This is a genomic window from Dyella sp. SG609 (assembly GCF_012275375.1).
In the GTDB taxonomy this organism is placed as follows: domain Bacteria; phylum Pseudomonadota; class Gammaproteobacteria; order Xanthomonadales; family Rhodanobacteraceae; genus Dyella_D; species Dyella_D marensis.
On record NZ_JAAZQJ010000007.1, the window covers coordinates 123466 to 141899 of the forward strand.

General features: G+C 69.1%; 15 protein-coding genes. 13 read left to right on the forward strand and 2 right to left on the reverse strand.

Annotated features, from left to right (window positions below; all coding sequences use genetic code 11):
* Positions 1 to 495: 495 nt before the first annotated feature.
* From FHW85_RS14265 to FHW85_RS14280, 4 genes are read left to right on the forward strand one after another with little or no spacing between them, the layout of a single operon-like run.
* Positions 496 to 1896 (forward strand): TolC family protein, encoded by a 1401-nt coding sequence (locus FHW85_RS14265; protein WP_168648681.1) that lies wholly within the window; start codon positions 496 to 498, stop codon positions 1894 to 1896.
* Positions 1893 to 3740, forward strand: a complete 1848-nt coding sequence (locus FHW85_RS14270; protein ID WP_168648682.1) for an HlyD family efflux transporter periplasmic adaptor subunit — start codon at positions 1893 to 1895, stop codon at positions 3738 to 3740. Before FHW85_RS14265 ends, FHW85_RS14270 begins: the two co-directional genes overlap by 4 nt.
* Positions 3741 to 3743: 3 nt before the next feature.
* Positions 3744 to 5888, forward strand: a complete 2145-nt coding sequence (locus FHW85_RS14275; RefSeq protein WP_168648683.1) for a peptidase M50 — start codon at positions 3744 to 3746, stop codon at positions 5886 to 5888.
* The gene (locus tag FHW85_RS14280; protein ID WP_168648684.1) at positions 5881 to 7869 is read left to right on the forward strand and encodes a preprotein translocase subunit SecA; all 1989 of its coding nucleotides are present in this window, start codon (positions 5881 to 5883) and stop codon (positions 7867 to 7869) included. The genes FHW85_RS14275 and FHW85_RS14280 overlap by 8 nt, the downstream gene beginning before the upstream one ends.
* Positions 7870 to 7943: 74 nt before the next feature.
* On the opposite strand, the gene FHW85_RS14285 is transcribed toward FHW85_RS14280, so the two are convergent.
* Positions 7944 to 8858 (reverse strand): LysR substrate-binding domain-containing protein, encoded by a 915-nt coding sequence (locus tag FHW85_RS14285; RefSeq protein ID WP_168648685.1) that lies wholly within the window; start codon positions 8856 to 8858, stop codon positions 7944 to 7946.
* 120 nt (positions 8859 to 8978) lie between these two features.
* Between FHW85_RS14285 and mdcA the strand changes: the two genes are divergently transcribed.
* Genes mdcA through mdcH form a run of 9 tightly spaced genes read left to right on the forward strand, consistent with a single transcriptional unit; the run spans position 8979 to position 16285 of the window.
* Positions 8979 to 10631: a malonate decarboxylase subunit alpha gene (mdcA, locus tag FHW85_RS14290; RefSeq protein ID WP_167256119.1), complete on the forward strand. Its 1653-nt coding sequence runs from the start codon at positions 8979 to 8981 to the stop codon at positions 10629 to 10631.
* Positions 10631 to 11491, forward strand: coding sequence for a triphosphoribosyl-dephospho-CoA synthase (locus tag FHW85_RS14295; protein WP_168648686.1), 861 nt, complete (start codon positions 10631 to 10633; stop codon positions 11489 to 11491). Before mdcA ends, FHW85_RS14295 begins: the two co-directional genes overlap by 1 nt.
* Before the next feature lie 11 nt (positions 11492 to 11502).
* On the forward strand, positions 11503 to 11805 hold the full coding sequence (locus FHW85_RS14300) for a malonate decarboxylase subunit delta (RefSeq protein WP_167256123.1): 303 nt from the start codon (positions 11503 to 11505) through the stop codon (positions 11803 to 11805).
* A 3-nt stretch (positions 11806 to 11808) separates the two neighbouring features.
* A complete protein-coding gene (locus FHW85_RS14305; RefSeq protein WP_168648687.1) occupies positions 11809 to 12660 on the forward strand; it encodes a biotin-independent malonate decarboxylase subunit beta in 852 nt (283 codons plus the stop codon).
* Positions 12657 to 13466 carry a biotin-independent malonate decarboxylase subunit gamma gene (gene mdcE, locus FHW85_RS14310; protein ID WP_168648688.1) on the forward strand — a complete coding sequence of 270 codons (810 nt, stop codon included), beginning with the start codon at positions 12657 to 12659 and terminating at the stop codon, positions 13464 to 13466. The genes FHW85_RS14305 and mdcE overlap by 4 nt, the downstream gene beginning before the upstream one ends.
* 46 nt (positions 13467 to 13512) lie before the next feature.
* Positions 13513 to 13911, forward strand: coding sequence for a malonate transporter subunit MadL (madL, locus tag FHW85_RS14315; RefSeq protein ID WP_167256128.1), 399 nt, complete (start codon positions 13513 to 13515; stop codon positions 13909 to 13911).
* A 10-nt stretch (positions 13912 to 13921) separates the two neighbouring features.
* Positions 13922 to 14686 (forward strand): malonate transporter subunit MadM, encoded by a 765-nt coding sequence (gene madM, locus FHW85_RS14320; protein WP_168648689.1) that lies wholly within the window; start codon positions 13922 to 13924, stop codon positions 14684 to 14686.
* Positions 14687 to 14690: 4 nt separating this feature from the next.
* Positions 14691 to 15365, forward strand: a complete 675-nt coding sequence (locus FHW85_RS14325) for a malonate decarboxylase holo-ACP synthase (protein ID WP_210427806.1) — start codon at positions 14691 to 14693, stop codon at positions 15363 to 15365.
* Positions 15362 to 16285 carry a malonate decarboxylase subunit epsilon gene (gene mdcH / locus FHW85_RS14330; RefSeq protein ID WP_168648690.1) on the forward strand — a complete coding sequence of 308 codons (924 nt, stop codon included), beginning with the start codon at positions 15362 to 15364 and terminating at the stop codon, positions 16283 to 16285. Before FHW85_RS14325 ends, mdcH begins: the two co-directional genes overlap by 4 nt.
* A 90-nt stretch (positions 16286 to 16375) precedes the next feature.
* On the opposite strand, the gene FHW85_RS14335 is transcribed toward mdcH, so the two are convergent.
* Positions 16376 to 18124 carry a M4 family metallopeptidase gene (locus tag FHW85_RS14335; RefSeq protein ID WP_246866766.1) on the reverse strand — a complete coding sequence of 583 codons (1749 nt, stop codon included), beginning with the start codon at positions 18122 to 18124 and terminating at the stop codon, positions 16376 to 16378.
* Positions 18125 to 18434 lie beyond the last annotated feature (310 nt).

Consider the following 18434-nt stretch of genomic DNA (forward strand, 5'->3'; position numbering starts at 1 on the left):
TGCTTCGAAGCCTCACATCAGAGCCGTCATCCCGGCGTAGGCCGGACGAGCGCGCAGTGCGAAGAACGCCCGCAGGGCGGCCCCGAAGGGGTGAGCGAAGCGAATCATCCAGTGGCGAAAACGTTTGTCGATGCAAAAGCAGACAAGAGCGAGGCTCTTAAGCCTTTTCGCGACAACCGGATATCGCCGCTACTGGATCCCGGCCTGCGCCGGGATGACGAAATGCGAGGCGCCGCGCCACTCGCAAAACCTTGCGGAAAACCTGAACGCGCCAGCCCTTGGCACACCCCCGGGCCGATGCCAGAATGCCTGCGCTTCAGGGGGAAATCGTCGGAACTGACGCCAGAACGCACCGTGCGGTTTCCGGTGCGTGTCCAGTCGTTGCGGTCCACGACGGACCGGCCTCTCCCTCCGGGCACTACGAAGGGATTTGAGGTGCGACGCGAAAGTCTTTACGCGAGGGAGCAGGTTCCGGTACGTCCCGGAGGATCGCCGGTGCGCCGCCGCGCCCTGCCGCTGGCGCTGCTGTGCGCCAGCCTGCTCGTGGCGGTGCCGGCGCTTGCCGCCGACACCGTCACCTCGCTCGGCGAACTGTTTTCCATCGCCCACGACAGCGAGCCCGGCTATCGCGCCGCCAAGGCCAGCCTCGACGCTTCGCAGGCGCGCACGCGCCAGGCCTTCGGCGCGATGCTGCCGCAGATCTCCGCCACCGCCAGCAGCAATGGCAACCGCCGCCGCTACGACACGCTGGACCGCGTCACCCACACCTTGCACGACCGCTATCACGGCGACACCGGCCAGCTCAGCCTGACCCAGCCGCTGTGGCGCCCCGCCAACACCGCCAGCCTGCACCAGGCCGAACAAGTGGAGCGGCAGAGCGAATACCAGCTCAAGGACACCGAGCAGCAGCTGTACCAGAAGCTGGCCTCCGCCTGGTTCGACCTGATGGAAGCGCGCGACGCGGTGGAGTTCACCGCCGCGCAGCGCGACGCCTTGCGCGCGCAGTGGGATATCGCGCGCCGCGCCGTGGAACTGGGCGCGCAAGGCGAACCGCAGGCCGAGGACGCGCACGCCAAGTACGAGGAAGCCGCGGCCGATGCGGAGTCGGCGCAGGCCGACCACGCCACCAAGCTGGCCGCGCTCGAACAGTGGGTGGGTCCGGCGGAAGACCTGCAGCAGCCGTATCTGGACGACCAGCTCGAACTGCCCGACCTGATCGGCAACGACATCGACAGCTGGCTGGGCCAGATCGACGCCAGCAGTCCCGCCCTGCGCGCCGCCGCGCGCGCGGTCGCCGCGGCGGAGGACGAAGTGAGCAAGCAGCGCGCCGGCCACCAGCCGACCCTGGACATGGTGGCCAGCTACGGCAACACCGACCAGAACGTCGGCAACTTTCCCGGCCAGGCCGGCTATCGCATCCGCACCTTTACCGTCGGCCTGCAGCTCAACGTGCCGATCTATTCCGGCGGCACGCAGTCGGCCAAGGTCGCCGAAGCGCTGGCCCTGCGCGACAAGGCGCGCGACGACCTGGAAGCCGCGCGGCGGCAGGCCGTCCTCAACGTGAAAACTTCCTTTCTCGCCTGGCGCGCGGGCCTGGCCAAGGCGCGTGCCGCGCGCATCGCCATCGCCTCGGCGCAACGCGCGCTGGCGGTGGCCGAGCGCGGCACCGACCGCGGCCTGAAGACCGAAGCCGACACCCTCGCCGCGAAACAGCAGATCGCCGCTTCCCAGCGCGACATGCGCAAGGGCCGCTACCAGCAGCTCACTGCATACATCAAGCTGCGGGCGACCCTGGGCGACCTGAGCATCGCCGATATCGACGAGCTGGATCAGTGCTTCGTGCCCGCGCGCATGAACGCTACCGCCTCGCTCAAGCCGGAGCGCGCGCCGCGATGAACGCCCTGCCCGCCACACCCGATCCTTCCGCGCCCACGCCCTTGCCGCTGGACGGCTGGACGCGCTTCATCACCGCGCGCACCTCGGCCGAATTCTGCGACGCGTGGCTGGCGGTGCTGCGCGACAAGTTCGCGGTGATCGCGCAGGCGGCGATCCTGGTCGAATCCGCGGACGGACAGAACTTCGTGCCGATCGCGGTGTTTCCGCAGGCCAACAGCGATATGGCGCGCATGGGCGAAGCGGTGCAGCGCACGCTGGCCGAGCGCCGCGTGGTGGTGCAGCCCTGCGCCGAACCTGCGGGCTTGTGGCATGTAGCGGCGCCGCTGTCGGTGCACGACCGCGTGGCCGGCGCGGTGGTGCTGGAGCTGAATGCGCACGACGAAAGCCTGCCGCTGCTGCTGCGCGAGCTGCATTGGGGCAGCGCCTGGCTCAGCAATCTGTTCGCGCGGCGCGAGCACGATGCCGCGCTCGCTTCGAGCGTGCGCTCGCTGGGCGTGCTCGAAGCCATAGCGATTGCGCTGCGCCACGAACGCTTCCAGCAGGCGCTGTTCGACCTCAGCAACGAATTGCGCCGGCGTTTCGGCGGCACGCGCGTGGCGATCGGCCTGATGCGCCATGGCGAAGCCAGGCTCACGGCGCTGTCGGAAGCGGCCACGTTCGAGAAATCCTCGCCGCTGGTGCACGCCTATGCCGCCGCGATGAACGAGTGCTGCGACCTGGCCCAGCCGGTGGAAGCGGCGGCGCCCGAACACGAGGCGCCGGACAGCTTCCGCGCGCATACCGCCCTGCTGCAGCGCACCGGCGCCGGCCGCCTGCTCTCGCTGCCGATCGCGCAGCAGGCCCGCTGCGTGGCGGTGGTGACGATCGAGCGCGAAGCGCCGACGCCGTTCGGCGACGACGAGCGCAAATGGATGGACACCTTCGGCGCGCTGCTGGCGCCGGTGATCGCCCAGCGCGTGGATGCGGAGCGCGGCTCGTGGCAGCGCCTGCGCGACGAAGGCCGCCGTTTCCTGGCCGCCTTGCTCGGCCCGCGCTATCTGCTGTGGAAGGCCGGCGCGCTGGCCGCGGCGCTGCTGCTGGCCGTGCTGGTGTTCCTGCCGGTGCCGTACCGCGTCTCCGCCAAGACCGTCACCGAAGGCGAGATCCAGCGCGTCGCCGCCGCGCCATTCGAAGGTTTTCTTGCCGCCAGCTTCGTGCGTGCCGGCGACACCGTCGCCAAGGGCCAGCCGCTGGCCCAGCTCGACGACCACGATCTGCGCGTGGAACGCAGCAAGTGGGCCAGCGAGCGCGATCAGTACGACAACAAGCTGCGCGAGGCGATGGCCGGGCACGACCTCACCGCCATGCAGGTGGTCGGCGCGCAGTTGCGCGAGGCGCAGGCGCAGCTGGACCTGCTGGACGACAAGCTGTCGCGGGTAAAGGTGCTGGCGCCGTACGACGGCGTGGTGGTCACCGGCGACCTGAGCCAGCAGATCGGCACGCCGCTGGAAGCCGGCAAGAAGCTGTTCGAGATCGCGCCGCTGCACAGCTACCGCATCATTCTTCAAGTGGACGAGCGCGATATCGCCCAGGTGCGCGAAGGCCAGGACGGCCAGCTGGTGATCACCGGCCTGGCCGGCGCGCCGATGCCGTTCACCGTCGCCAAGATCATGCCGGTGGCCACCGCGCAGGACGGCCGCAACTTCTACCGCGTCGAGGCGCGCCTGAAGCAGGATTCGCCGCTGCTGCTGCCGGGCATGGAAGGCGTCGGCAAGATCGGTGCGGGCCGGCGCAAGCTGGGCTGGGTGCTGCTGCATGGCCTGTTCGACTGGCTGCGGCTGAATCTGTGGAGCTGGGGCCTGTAGCCCATGGCGCGCAGTCCGTTCAGTCCGTCCTGGCATAGCGTGGCGCAGCTGCGGCCGCGGCTGATGCCGTATGCCACGGTGCAGCGCGTGGTGTTCCGCGGCAAGCCTTGGTACGTGGTGCAGGACCAGACCGGCGGGCGCGTCTATCGCCTGTCCACCGCGGCGTATGCATTCATCGCGGGCATGGATGGGCGCCAGACCGTGCAGGCCTTGTGGGAGCGCGCCAACACCTCCGAATCGCGCGATGCATGCACGCAGCCGGAAGTGGTCGACCTGCTGGTGCAGTTGCATGGCGCGGATCTGCTGCAGACCGACGTGGCGCCGGATTCCGCCGAAGCACTGGACCGCCACAAGCGCAAGCGCACCGAGACCATCCGCCAGTGGCTGCTCAATCCGATGAGCGTGAAGCTGCCGCTGCTCAATCCCGACCGCTTCCTTACCCGCCTGTCGCCCTACCTCTCGTGGTGCTTCGGCCCGGTCGGCGCACTGCTGTGGCTGGCCGTGATGCTGCCGGCCACGGTGCTGGCGGCGCAGCATTGGGGCGAGCTGACGCATAACCTCTCCGACCGCGTGCTGTCGTCGAGCAACCTGCTGGTGATGCTGGCGGTGTATCCGGTGGTGAAGCTGCTGCACGAGCTGGGGCACGGCTTTGCGGTGAAACGCTGGGGCGGCGCGGTGCGCGAGCTGGGCGTGATGTTCCTGATCTTCGCGCCGGTGCCGTACGTGGAGGCGTCGTCGTCCGCGGCGTTTCCGTCGAAGTACCGGCGCGCCTTAGTGGCCGCCGCAGGCATGCTGGTGGAGCTGCTTCTTGCCGCGCTGGCGCTCTACGTGTGGCTGGCGGCCGAACCCGGCGTGCTGCGCGCGGTGGCGTTCAACGTGATGGTGATCGGCGGCGTGTCCACCTTGCTGGTCAACGGCAACCCGCTGCTGCGCTACGACGGCTATTACATCCTGGCCGACCTGATCGAGATGCCCAACCTGGCCCAGCGCGGCACCGCCTGGTGGACCTGGCTGCTGGACCGCCATGCCTTCGGCTCCACCGACGCGGTAAAGCCGGACGAGACGCCGGCCGAGCAGCGCTGGCTGTTCTTCTATGCACCGCTGGCATGGTTCTACCGCACTACGGTGACGCTGTCGGTGATCTTCCTGGTGGCGGGCAAGTACTTCATCGTCGGCGCGCTGATGGCGTGCTGGAGCGCGTATGGCCTGCTGGTGGGGCCGATCCGCAAGGGGCTGAAGCATCTGCGCACCGCCGGTGCGCTGCATCGCGTGCGTGCCCGTGCCTATCGCCGCACCGCCGTCGCGGTTGGCGTCCTGCTCGCCGTGCTGCTGTTCGTGCCGGTGCCGTTGCATACGCGCGCCGAAGGCGTGGTGTGGCTGCCGGACCGCTCCATGCTGCACGCGCAGGAGAACGGCTTCTTCCATGCCTGGATGGCGGCGCCGGAGCAGGCCGTGCGGCGCGACCAGTCCGTCTACCTGATGGACAACCCGCAGCTGCAGGCGGAGCTCGCGGTCGACCGGGCCAAGCTGGACGAAGCGCAGGCGCGCTACGACGCGGATGCCTTCATCGACCCGGTGAAAGCCCAGGTCAGCGGGCGCCAGTTGGCCGAAGCGCGCGAAGTGCTCGAACGGGCGGAACTGCGCGCCGCGCGCCTGATCGGCCATGCCGGCGGCGACGGCCGCCTGATCGCCGCCACGCCGCAGGACATGCCGGGCCACTACTACAAGAAGGGCGAGCTGCTCGGCTACGTGCTGGCGCCGCGCGACCTGATGGTGCGGGTGGTGGTACAGCAGGACGATATCGATCTGGTGCACCAGCGCCTGCACGGCGTGCGCTTGCGCCTGGCCGATTCGCTGGGCGAGGAACGCGCCTCCCGCGTGGTGCGCAGCTTCCCCGGCGCGGTGGACGAATTGCCCACCGCGGCGCTGGGGCTCAACGGCGGCGGCGCCATTCCCACCAACCCGAACGACAACAACGGCGTGAAGACGCTGCAGCGCGTGTTTATCGTCGACGTCGCCCTGCCCGCCGGCATCGCGCCGCCGTTCGGCGAGCGCGTGCACGTGCGTTTCGACCATGGCAGCGAATCGCTGGCGCGCCAGGGCCTGCGGCGCCTGCGGCAGGTGTTCCTGGGGCATTTCGGTGTCTGACGTGCGCGCCCTGCTGGCGGATCGGGATCTGCGGCTGGGCGATGGGCCTTATCTGGAACGGCTGGATGCGAAGCGCTCGCGCTGGGAGGACCGGCTGCGGGCGATGCTCGACAGCCTGCCGAGGTTCGACCGGCGACGCGTGCGTGATTTCTTGGCCGCCACGGCAGCGCGCGAGGAGGCCGCACGTGCGGCCAGCGACGAGCAGGTGCGCGAACGCCTGCGTGCCGCCGCCCACCGCATGCATCTGGAAGGCTTTACCGATGCGATCCTGCCGGAGGCATTCGCGCTGATCCGCGAAGCCTCGCGCCGCACCCTGGGAATGCGCCATCACGACGTGCAGCTGCTCGCCGGCCGCGCGCTGCTGCAAGGGCGGCTGGCGGAGATGTCCACCGGCGAAGGCAAGACCCTGGCCGCCACCCTCGCCGCCTGCGCCGCGGCCGCGACGGGCGCCGCGGTGCACGTGGTGACGGTGAACGACTATCTCGCCGAGCGCGATGCGGAACACAACCGCGCGCTGTTCGATTTCCTCGGCATGAGCGCCGGCGTGGTGCTGCAGGACATGGCGGTGGCGGACCGGCGCAAGGCCTATGCCTGCGACATCGCCTATGTATCGAACAAGGAGTTGACGTTCGACTATCTGAAGGACTGCATTGCGCTGGGGGAAATCTCGGCAACCCAGCAGCGCCTGCGCGAGCTGGCCGGCGGCGCGCGCGGGGAGCCGCCGATCCTGCGCGGCCTGCATTTCGCCATCATCGACGAGGCCGACAGCGTGCTGATCGACGAGGCCAGCACGCCGCTGATTATTTCCGAGACGCTGCCGGACGATCTCGATCCGGCCGTCTATACGCAGTCGGTGGAGCTGGCGCGGACGCTTCAGGCGGGTACGGATTACATCAAGGGCCCGCGCCGCGATATCTGGCTGACCGAAACCGGCCGGCAACGCGTGCGCGAACTGACGGCGTCGTTCGGCGGCCTGTGGCGCTCCCCGCTGTGGCGCGACGAGTTCGTGCAGAAGGCTTTGTCGGCCGTGCATTGCTTCACCCGCGACCAGGACTACATCCTGGCCGAGGACAAGGTGCAGATCGTCGACGAATCCACCGGCCGCGTGATGCCGGACCGCACCTGGGAGCGCGGCCTGCACCAGATGATCGAGTGCAAGGAAGGCTGCGAGATCACCGGCCAGCGGCGGACGCTGGCGCAGATCACCTATCAGCGGTTCTTCGGGCGCTATCTGCTGCTGAGCGGCATGACCGGCACCGCGCAGGAAGTAGCGCTGGAGGTGAAGCAGACCTACGGCCTGCCGGTCACGCGGATTCCCACGCACAAGCCGAGCCGGCGCCGGCGGCTGGCGGACCGCATCTGCGCCGACAGCGCGCAGCGCTGGCGCGAGGTGGCGCGGCGGGCGATCGAGCTGGCCGCGAACGGGCGCGCCGTGCTGGTGGGCACGCGATCGGTCGAGGCCTCCGAGATACTCGGGCGCCTGTTCGAGCAAGAAGGCGTCGAGCACATCGTGCTCAACGCGCGGCAGGACAAGGGCGAGGCGGAGATCGTCGGCGACGCCGGCCAGCCCGGCCGCATCACCGTCGCCACCAACATGGCCGGCCGCGGCACCGACATCAAGCTCACCAAGGAGGTCGAAGCCGGCGGCGGCCTGCACGTGATCCTCACCGAGTTCCACGAATCGGCACGGGTGGACCGGCAGCTGTTCGGGCGCAGTGCGCGCCAGGGCGATCCCGGCACGACCGAGGCGATCGTCAGCGTGGACGACGACCTGTTCAAGCGCTTCGCACCTGCTGCCGGGCGCCGCCTGATGGCGCTGCTGATCCGCGATATGCAGCACAGCGAGCGATGGTTCCGGCGCTGGGTCACCTATGTGCAGGACCGGGCCGAGCGGCATTACCGGAAGCAACGGGTGGAAACGACGCGGAGGGATGCGGAGTGGGTGCGCGCACTCGGGTTTGTCGGAAAGACCAGGAAATAGCGGGGAACAACCAAGATTCCGGTCTTGCGCGCCAAGCCTTCATAGCGACTGCCTTAAAGGTTTGAGGCAGGGACTTACGCCCCGCCGAGCGCGGCCAGGCGCCGGCATTCTTCCGCCAACGTCACCAGGTATGGATCGCCCTCGCGCCTGCGCAGCATCAGCAAAGTGATGGTCTGCTGCGACGTATACGGCGGCACCAGCGGGATCAGCCGCACGCGTGCATTGAACGACTCCATCCGCCCCGGCAGCAGGCTGTAGCCGACGCCGCCGCTGATCAGGTTGGTCAGCGAGAAGATGTCGCCTACACGCATCGCCACCTGCGGCTGATAGCCCGCGCGCCGAAACGCCTGCTGGAAACTCGCCGCCGTGGCGAAGTCGTCTTCCAGGCAGACGAACTTCTCGTTGCGCACCTCGGCCAGGTCGAGCGAATTCCGCCGCGCGTAAGGCGAATCGGCAGGCACGGCGAAGAAGATGCTGTCCTCGAACAAAGGCACGGCCAGTAACTGGTCGTCGTTCACCGGCTCGCTGAGCGCGATCACGATGGCATCCAGCCGCCCTTCCCGCAGCTGCTCCAGCAACAATCGGTTGGAGCCGAGCGTCAGGTCGATGTCCAGGGCCGAGTTGCGCAGCTTCATGCGCACCAGCAAGGGCGGCATCGTGCGCGTGGTCAGCGAATACAGCGACCCCACCTTCAGGCGCGGCGCGGACAAGCCGGCGATCTCCCGCACCCGCCGCACGCCCTCCTCCGCCTCATGCAGGGCGCGCTGCGCATGTTCGGCCAGCGCATAGGCCGTCTGCAGCGGAATCAGCTTGCGCCCGTCGAGCTTGAACAGCGGACAGCCCACCGCCTGCTCCAGCGAATGCAACGCGCGGTGCACGCTGACCACGCTGTAGGAAAGCCGCTCCGACACCTTGGGCATGTTGCCCAGCTGCATGAAGGCCAGGAACACCTCCAGCTTCTTCAGGGTGAAGCCATCGTCGATGGCCATGCCACGCTCCCAGCCACCGGCAATCATTAGCTTGAAGCTAATGAAATTACGCTTAGCTTGATTGAAGCGCAACCGGGCGCCGCCTAGAGTCGCCCTCGCCTTTTCCGCGAGAGCCACCCGATGACGGCCCCCTCCGCAGCCACCGCGCGCTGGACCACCCGCCGCACCGAGAAGCAGCGCCGCCTCGCCGCCGTCAGCGGCCTGGCCCATGGCAACCAGCTGCCGGCCGCGCGGCTGACCGAAGCGCTGGAACGCCTGATCAGCCCGGGCGACCGCGTGGTGCTGGAAGGCAACAACCAGAAGCAGGCGGATTTTCTCTCCCGTGCATTGGCCCAGGCCGACCCGGCCAGGCTGCACGACCTGCACATGATCATTCCCAGCGTCAGCCGCGCCGAGCATCTGGACCTGTTCGAGCGCGGCATCGCGCGCAAGCTGGATTTCGCTTTCGCCGGCACGCAGAGCCTGCGCATCTCGCAATGCCTGGAAGACGGGCTGCTGGAGATCGGCGCGATCCACACATATATCGAGCTGTACGCGCGGCTCTACGTCGATCTCTCGCCGAACGTGGTGCTGGTCGCCGCGTACAGCGCCGACCGCGAAGGCAATCTCTATACCGGCCCCAGCACCGAGGACACGCCCGCCCTGGTGGAAGCGGCCGCCTTCCGCGACGGCATCGTGATCGCCCAGGTCAACGAGATCGTCGACCAGCTGCCGCGCGTCGATATTCCCGGCTCCTGGGTGGATTTCGTGGTGCCGGCGGACAAGCCGTTCTTCATCGAGCCGCTGTTCACCCGCGACCCGCGCCTGATCACGCCGATCCAGATCCTGATGGCCATGATGGCGATCCGCGGCGTCTACGAACGCCACCAGGTGCAATCGCTCAACCACGGCATCGGCTTCAATACCGCGGCGATCGAATTGATCCTGCCCACCTACGGCGAACGCCTGGGCCTGAAGGGCAAGATCTGCCGGCACTGGGCGCTCAATCCGCATCCCACCCTGATCCCGGCCATCGAGAGCGGCTGGGTCGACAGCGTGCATTGCTTCGGCGGCGAGCTGGGCATGGAGGCTTATGTGGCGGCGCGTCCGGATGTGTTCTTCACCGGACGCGACGGCTCGCTGCGCTCCAACCGCCTGCTGTCGCAATTGGCTGGGCAGTATGCGGTCGACCTGTTCATCGGCTCCACCTTGCAGATGGATGGGCTGGGCAATTCGTCCACCGTCACGCGCGGCCGCCTCACCGGCTTCGGCGGGGCGCCGAACATGGGCCACGATCCGCACGGCCGCCGCCATGCCACACCGGCGTGGCTGGACCTGATCCAGGGCGACGATCCGCTGCAACGCGGCCGCAAGCTGGTGGTGCAAGTGGTGGAAACGTTCCAGGCCGGCGGCAAGCCCAGCGTGGTCGAATCGCTGGATGCGGTGGCGGTGGGGCGCGAGGCCGGCATGCCGCTGGCGCCGGTGATGATCTACGGCGACGACGTCACCCACGTGCTGACCGAAGAAGGCATCGCCTACCTCTACAGGGCCGAGTCGGTGGAGCAGCGCAAGGCAATGATCGCCGCGGTGTCCGGCGTCACGCCGATCGGCCTGCAGCGCGACCCGAAGGCTTTGGCGCAATTCCGCCGCGACGGGCTGGTCGCGCTGCCCGAGGACCTGGGCATCCATCCCGGCGAAGCCGACCGCTCGCTGCTTGCCGCGAAGAACATGGCGGAACTGGTGGCCTGGTCCGACGGGCTGTATCAGCCGCCTGCGCGCTACCGGAGCTGGTAATGGAAACCGCCATCCGCTCATCGGCAGCCGTCACGGAGCAGGCGCAGTTCGCCGCCTGGCTGGCCGGCCAGGTCACCGGCGCGCTGCTGGACGAAGTGATGCTTGCGCCCAAGCCGGGGCTGGTCGATCCGCGCCATCGCGGCGCGCACAGCGACATGCACTGGCAATTGCTGAGCCGCTCCGCGCATGCATTGCGCCCAGGCTTTCAGGCGATGGCGCTGGCCGCGTATCGCCAACCCGCCGGCAGCGCACTGCGCGAGCGCATCGGCGCGCTGGGACGCGAAGCCGAGGCCGCGATGCTGGCCGCGACCGGCGGCATCAATACGCATCGCGGCGCGATCTGGGCGCTGGGCCTGCTGGCCGTGGCCGCGGCGCAAGCGCCGGACGAGCTGACACCGGCGGCCATCGCCGCGCGCGCCGGTTCGCTCGCGCGCATGCCCGATCGCCATGCGCCGGAACACACCGGCCACCCGGGCGAACGCGCCTGCCGCCGCTACGGTGTCGGCGGCGCACGCGGCCAGGCGCAAGCCGGCTTCCCGCACGTGCTCGGACACGGCCTGCCGACCCTGCGCGGCGCGCGGGCGCAAGGCGCCACCGAACACGCGGCGCGGCTGGATGCCCTGCTCGCCATCATGGCCACGCTGGACGACACCTGCGTGTTGTCGCGCGGCGGGCCGGAAGCGCTGCAGGCGCTGCAGGCGGGCGCCCGCCGCGCGCTGGCGCATGGCTGCGCCACGCTGGCCGGCCGCCGCGAACTGCGCCGCCTGGACCGCGAACTGCTGAGCCGCCACGTCTCCCCCGGCGGCGCCGCCGACCTTCTTGCCGCCAGCCTGCTGCTGGACCGCATCTCCCGCGCTTAAGAGGACTGCCGATGCAAACCCTCGCCTTCACCTTCCCTGCCGCCGCACCGGCGCATGGCCGCGCGCTGGCCGGCGTGGTCGCCTCCGGCGACCTCGAAGTGCTGCTGGAACCGGCGGCCGACCGGCACATCAGCATCGAAGTCACCACCTCGGTCGAAGGCATGGAGCGCACCTGGGCGGCGCTGTTCGCACGCCTGTTCGCCGAGCCGACGCGGCCGGCGGTGCGGCTGCAGATCAACGATTCCGGCGCCACGCCCGGCGTGGTGAGCCTGCGCATCGCGCAAGCCTTCGACGCACTGGCGCAGGAGCACTGAACGATGGACGCACAACGCCTGCTGGCCCGCCGCAGCTTCACCGAACTCCATGCCCGCGCACGCGCGCAGGCCTTGCTCGATCCCGGCAGCTTCCGCGAGCTGATCGATCCATTCGAACGGTTGGCGTCGCCATGGCTGCCGCGCCAAGGCATCGTCACCCAGGCCGACGATGGCCTGGTGGTGGCGCGCGGCCTCCTGGATGGCAACCCGGCCGTGGTGCTTGCCATCGAGGGCGCGTTCCAGGGCGGCAGCATGGGCGAAGTGTCCGCGGCGAAGATCGCCGGCAGCCTGGAACTGGCGGCCGAGGACAACCGCCAGGGCATCCCTACCCGCGCCGCGATCGTGTTCGAAACCGGCGGCGTGCGCCTGCAGGAAGCCAACCTCGGGCTGGCGGGCATCGCGGAAATCCAGGCCGCCATCGTCGATCTGCGCCGCTACCAGCCCGTGGCCGGCATCGTTGCCGGGCCGGTCGGCTGCTATGGCGGCATGTCGATCGCCGCCGGCTTGTGCAGCTATCTGCTGGTCACGCGCGAAGCGCGGCTCGGCCTCAACGGCCCGGCGGTGATCGAACAGGAGGCCGGCATCGCCGAGTTCGACTCGCGCGACCGCGCCACCATCTGGGGCCTGAGCGGCGGCGAGCAGCGCTATCGCAGCGGCCTGGCCGACCGCTACGTGGAAGACGATGCGGCGCAGATCCGCCAGGCCTTGCTGGTCTGCATGCGCGCGGGCCGGCCCGGGCGTTGCCGCAGCGAACGCCACGATGCGTTCCTGCCGCCGCTGTCGCAGGCCGACGGCGCCCGTCCGGCGGAGCCCGCCGAGGTCATCGCCGCGTTCGGCGAGGAGTTGCGCGCATGAATACCTCCAGCCAACGCGGCCTCGTGTGGTGGCAGGCACTGACGGGCGGCACCGAACCACTGGCCGGCTACGCGGCTTCGCTGCGCGTGGCCGATGCAAAGCTCGGCGATGACATGGCGCGCTACATCGCGGTGGTGCCCGATCCGCACAATCCGTTCCCGCGCGCCCGCCGCGGCGAAACCGGCCTGATCGAAGGCTGGTCGCTGGCGCGGGCGGTGCGCGACGCCATCGAAGCCGACCGCGACCGCGACCTGCGCCGGCCGATCGTCGCGGTGGTCGACACGCCCAGCCAGGCCTATGGACGCAACGAGGAAGCCTATGGCATCCACCAGGCGCTGGCCGCCGCCGCGGACGCCTATGCCACGGCACGGCTGGATGGCCATCCGGTGATCACGCTGCTGGCCGGCAAGGCCATGTCCGGCGCCTTCCTCGCGCACGGCTATCAGGCCAACCGGCTGATTGCGTTCGACGACCCGCAGGTCATGGTGCACGCCATGGGCCGCGACGCGGCGGCGCGCATCACCCTGCGCAGCGTCGACGAACTCGACGCGCTCGCCGCGGATATCCCCCCGATGGCTTACGACATCCACAGCTATGCCTCGCTCGGCCTGCTGTGGAGGCTGCTCGCCGTCGACAACCCGGCGGCACCCGGCGCCGATGCCATCGCCAAGGTGGCGAACGTATTGCGCGAAGCGGTCGCCGATATTCGCGGCGACGCCTCCCGCGGCCTCGAAAGCCGCCTGCACGGCCCGCTGCGCAAGGCCTCGGCCGACGTGCGCGCACGCCTGCGCGCGCAATGGCGCTAGCGCATCGTCTTCCACTCATGGCGCGCCGCGGCGCGTGGAGGTGCTTGTGATCGTCTACGGAACCACCCTGCTCGCCCTGTGCTATCTGGCCGGCCTGCTGCTGGGCGAGGGGCTAGGCCGCCTGATCGGCGTGGGCACCAATGTCGGCGGCGTCGGCATCGCCATGCTGCTGCTGATCGCCGCGCGCATCTATCTGCACCGCCGCGGCGCGCTGCCCAGGGAAACCGAGGCCGGCGTCGGCTACTGGGGCGCGATGTACATCCCCGTGGTAGTGGCGATGGCCGCGCAGCAGGATGTGGTCGCCGCCTTGCGCGGCGGTCCCGTGGCCTTGATGGCCGCGCTGGGCGCGGTGCTGGTGTGCGGCGGCTGCATCGCCTTGCTCACCCGCACGGGCCGCGACGACACCTCGCTGCCCGAATCCACCACCGAACAAGCGCTGAGCTGAGGACGCACCCATGCTCGAAATGCTGGACAAGATGCTCAACAAGAACGGGCTGGTCGCGGCATTCGCGATGGTAGGGCTGGTGATGTGGGCTTCCGTGCTGCTGTCGCGCAAGCTCACTTTCGGGCGCGTGCACGGCTCGGCCATCGCGATCCTGATCGGCCTGCTGCTGGCGTACTGGGGCGGCGTGCAGACCGGCGGCCAGCACGGCCTGGCGGACCTGACCCAGTTCGCCGGCATCGGGCTGATGGGCGGCGCCATGCTGCGCGACTTCGCCATCGTCGCCACCGCCTTCGAGGTGCAGGTGGACGAGGCGCGCAAGGCGGGCCTGATCGGCGCGATCTCGCTGCTGCTCGGCACCGTGCTGCCGTTCATCGTCGGTGCGTCCATCGCGCATGCGATGGGCTATCGCGACGCGGTGAGCATGACCACGATCGGCGCCGGCGCGGTCACTTATATCGTGGGGCCGGTAACCGGTGCGGCGATCGGCGCCAGTTCCGACGTGATGGCGCTGAGCATCGCCACCGGGCTGGTCAAGGCGATCATCGTGATGGTCTTTACCCCCGTGGCGGCGCGTGCGCTGGGCTTGTCGACGCCGCGCTCGGCCATGATCTTCGGCGGCCTGGCGGGAACGGTAAGCGGCGTCAGCGCCGGCCTGGCGGCGACCGACCGGCGGCTGGTGCCGTATGGCGCGCTGATCGCCACGTTCCATACGGGCCTCGGTTGCCTGCTTGGACCGTCGGTGCTGTTCCTGGCGACCAAGGCCCTGGTGGGTTGAGCGCGTGGCCGCCGTGCCGAATCCACCGGCGGTGATGGCGGAACGGGAAGCACCGCGTCCGCACGACCTGCTGTGGGCAAGCGACACGCTCGAGGTGCTGCGCTCGCCCTCGCCGCTTCCGGGCTGGGTCGATGCGGCCTGGTTTGCGGCCGCGCCGCTGGTGGTGCGCCGCGAACGTGCGCCAGCGGGCCTGGTGCCGGTGGGCCTGCGTGGCGAGCAGCGCCATCAACGGCATGCCGCTTATCTGCCGGCGAGCGCGATGACAAGGCGCACGCCGCCGGAAATCCTGGCGCGTACGCGCGCGTGGGAACCTTGGGGCGATGCCGCCGGCCATCGCTGCCGCCTTGCCCTGCGCGTGCTGGCACCGCTGCTCGACGAACTGCCCTGGGCCTGGGGCATCACCGGCGGAGCCGGCTTTGCGATCGCGAGCGGCCTGCCGGTGCTGCGCGAAAGCAGCGACCTGGATCTGCTGCTGCGCATCCCGCGGAAGCCGGATCCCGCAGCGCTGCAGAAGCTGTCGCATCATTTCGCTGCAATGCCGATGCGTGTGGATGCGCAGGTGGATACCGGCCACGGCGGTTTCGCGCTGGCCGAGTGGCTGCGCGGCGGCCCGGTGCTGCTGAAGACCGGTGATGGCCCGCGGCTGGTGGCCGATCCCTGGGGCGCGGCGGCGCCATGAGCGTCCTCTTCACCTTTCCCGGCCAGGGCGCGCAGCGGCCCGGCATGCTGCATCGCCTGCCGGATACGCCGGGCGTGCGGGAGACGCTGGATCGGGCCGCCGACGTGCTGGGCCGCTCCATCGATGCGCTGGACGACGAAGCCAGCCTGCGCTCCACCGAGGCCGTGCAGCTGTGCCTGCTGATCGCCGGCGTTGCCGCCGCGCGCCTGCTCGCCACCCTGGGGGCGCTGCCCACCATGGTGTGCGGTTTGTCGGTCGGCGCGTTTCCCGCAGCCGTCACCGCGGGGGCGCTGGATTTTGGCGATGCCTTGCGCCTGGTCGCGCTGCGCGGGCGCCTGATGGAGCAGGCCTATCCGCACGGCTACGGCATGACGGCCATCGATGGCCTCGCCGCTCCCGCCTTGGAATCGCTGCTCGCCGGGCTGCGTGCGGATGGATGGCCGGTCCACCTCGCCAATATCAACAGTGACACCCAGCTGGTCATCGCCGGCAGCGACGAGGCGATGGCCATCGCCGCCGAACAGGCGCGCAAGCTGGGCGCGAGGCGCAGCCAGCGCCTGCGCGTGGCCGTGCCGTCGCATTGCGCCCTGCTCGACGCGGCTGCCGCCGCCTTCGCGCGCGCCTTCGACGGCGTACCGCTGGCGCGGCCGCGCATCGCCTGTCTCAGCGGCAACCTGGCCCGCCCGCTGTTCCGTCCCGAACACATCGCCGCCGACCTTGCCGCCAATATGGCGCGTCCGGTGCTATGGCTGGACAGCATGCGCGCGGCCTGGGAACGCGGCGCGCGGCTGGCCGTCGAAATGCCGCCGGGCCGAACGCTGACCCGCTTGGCCGGGAGCAGCTTCGACGGCCTCGCCATCGCCGTGGATGACCACCGGCTGGACAATGTCGCCGCCGCGGTGGCGGCGTCCACTTCATGAAAAAGCCGGTGGACGCATCGCGCCCACCGGCTTCGCACTCACTTCCCTGCACGATTCACCACCGCCGCAGCGGTGGTTTCGGCATGCCGGTCAGGGAGTCCAGGTTGCCTTCAGCGTCACGCCCGAGAAGGACGTATAGCCGCGGATCATCACGTAGTACGTGCCGGTCGACGGCGTGCTGAAGCTGCAGCTCTCGTTGTTGCCGTTGAGGTACGGACGGCAGTTGAAGCTGGACGTGGTCGGCGCGGAGCCGAACTTCACGTACAGGTCGCCGTCGCCGCTGCCGCCCGAGATCGCGATCTTCAGGTTGCGCGCACCCGCCGGGATCGCCACGGTATAGGCCAGCTGCGTACCGGTGGAGCCCGACAGGCCGGTGACCGGCACGCCGTTCTGCAACGCGGTGCCGCCACCGCCGCCGCCCGAGCAGCTCACGCCCACGGCGGTGAACGCCGCGGTCACGTCGGCCTTGGTGTAGCCCTTGTCCACCGCGGCCTTCTCCACGCCGCAGGCGCCGTCCTTGTAGTCCGACGTCGCGGTCCAGTACACCGCATTGGCGCCTTCGAACACTTCGAACGCCTTGCGGGTGTTCCAGCCGCTGGTCTTGGCCAGCACGCAGAACGCCTTGTTGTACACGCCGCTGGAGTAGTGCACGTCCAGGCCGTCGTAGTAATCGGCCGCGTTGTCGATCGACGAGCCGTCCTGAGTCGGGTTGCACATATAGCGCAGCGCGCCGCTGCTGGACTTGAAGATCTCGGCGCCGACCAGGAAGTCGTTGTTGCCGTTGCGGTCGAAATACTCGGCCGCTTCGCCGGCCATGTCCGAGAACGCCTCGTTCATGCCGCCGGACTGGCCGCTGTACTCCAGGTTGGAGTGCTGTTCGGTGAAGCCGTGGCTGATCTCATGGCCGGTCACGTCCAGCGACACCAGCGGATAGAACGTGGTGGCGCCGTCGCCGAAGGTCATCGAGCTGCCGTCCCAGAAGGCATTCTCGTAATTGCTGCCGTAATGCACCTTCATCACCAGCACCTGGTTGAGCGGCGGTGCGCCGAACCAGCTCTGGTAGAGGTCATGCACCACGCCGCCAAAGTGGTGGGCGTCGTTGATCGGTGCATAGGCGCCGTTGACGTCCGGCTCGTCGCTGTTGGAGCAGGTGAAGCTCCACAGCGTGCCGGTGCCGCTGGTGGAGTGGTTCATGTTGTAGGTCTTCACGTTCGCGTTCTGGAACGTGCAGGTGCTGCCCGACTGCGTGACATTGAGATACGGATACTGCGTACCGTTGTACTGGTACATGCCGGTCTTGGCATTGCCGCCAGGGCCGGTGGCATTGGCATTGGTCAGGCCTTCCCACTGCTTGATCACCTGCCCGGTGTTGGCGTCGACGATGGCCGTCGGGCGCGAGGCCTTGGGGCTGTCGACCACATACGAGGTCAGGTACACCAGCCGCGCGCGGCCGCTGGCATCCGGATACACGTACAGGTCGGCGCGCTCGTTGCGCGGCGCCGTCGCGCTGGTCGGCAGGAAGCCCTTGGTGGCGCGCAGCGCCGACAAGGCCTGCGCCGTGCTCAAGCGCGGCGTGACCGAGCTCAGGTCCACCTGCACGTTCTGCAGTACGGCGCCGTCGGCGGTCAGCGAGTTGCCGGCCGCGTCCTGCTCGACCGCGATGCTGCGGCCGTAGACCGGCACGCCCTTGTAGTACTGCTGCATGCGCACCTTCTGCGTGCCTTGCACGGTCTTGACCGCACTGCCCGCGACGAAGGTGTTGTCGGCGCTCAGGCCCAGCTTCGCGGCGAGCTGATTGCCCGGCGCAGCACCCAGGTTTTGCGCCTGGAGATGCTTCATATCAGCTGCATGCACGCTGGTTACGCCGATCAGCCCCATCACGGCGAGCCACAGACATGCACGCTTTTGCCCCATCTTTGCACTATTCATTTGCGGTGTTCTCCAAAGGGTTATGAGAAACCACCGGGCAGCGCGAAACACTCCCCAAAACAGGAACGTTTGCTTGCAAATACGATTGTGAGAAGCAAGCCGTCCCCATTCCTGCCTGTCGGAAAACAGGCAAGAACCTACGCCGCACCGGCGATGCGCTTCTGTGCAAACGAGTTACCAGGAATAGCCGCCGAGCCCCTATTCGACGGCGGGGGGACGC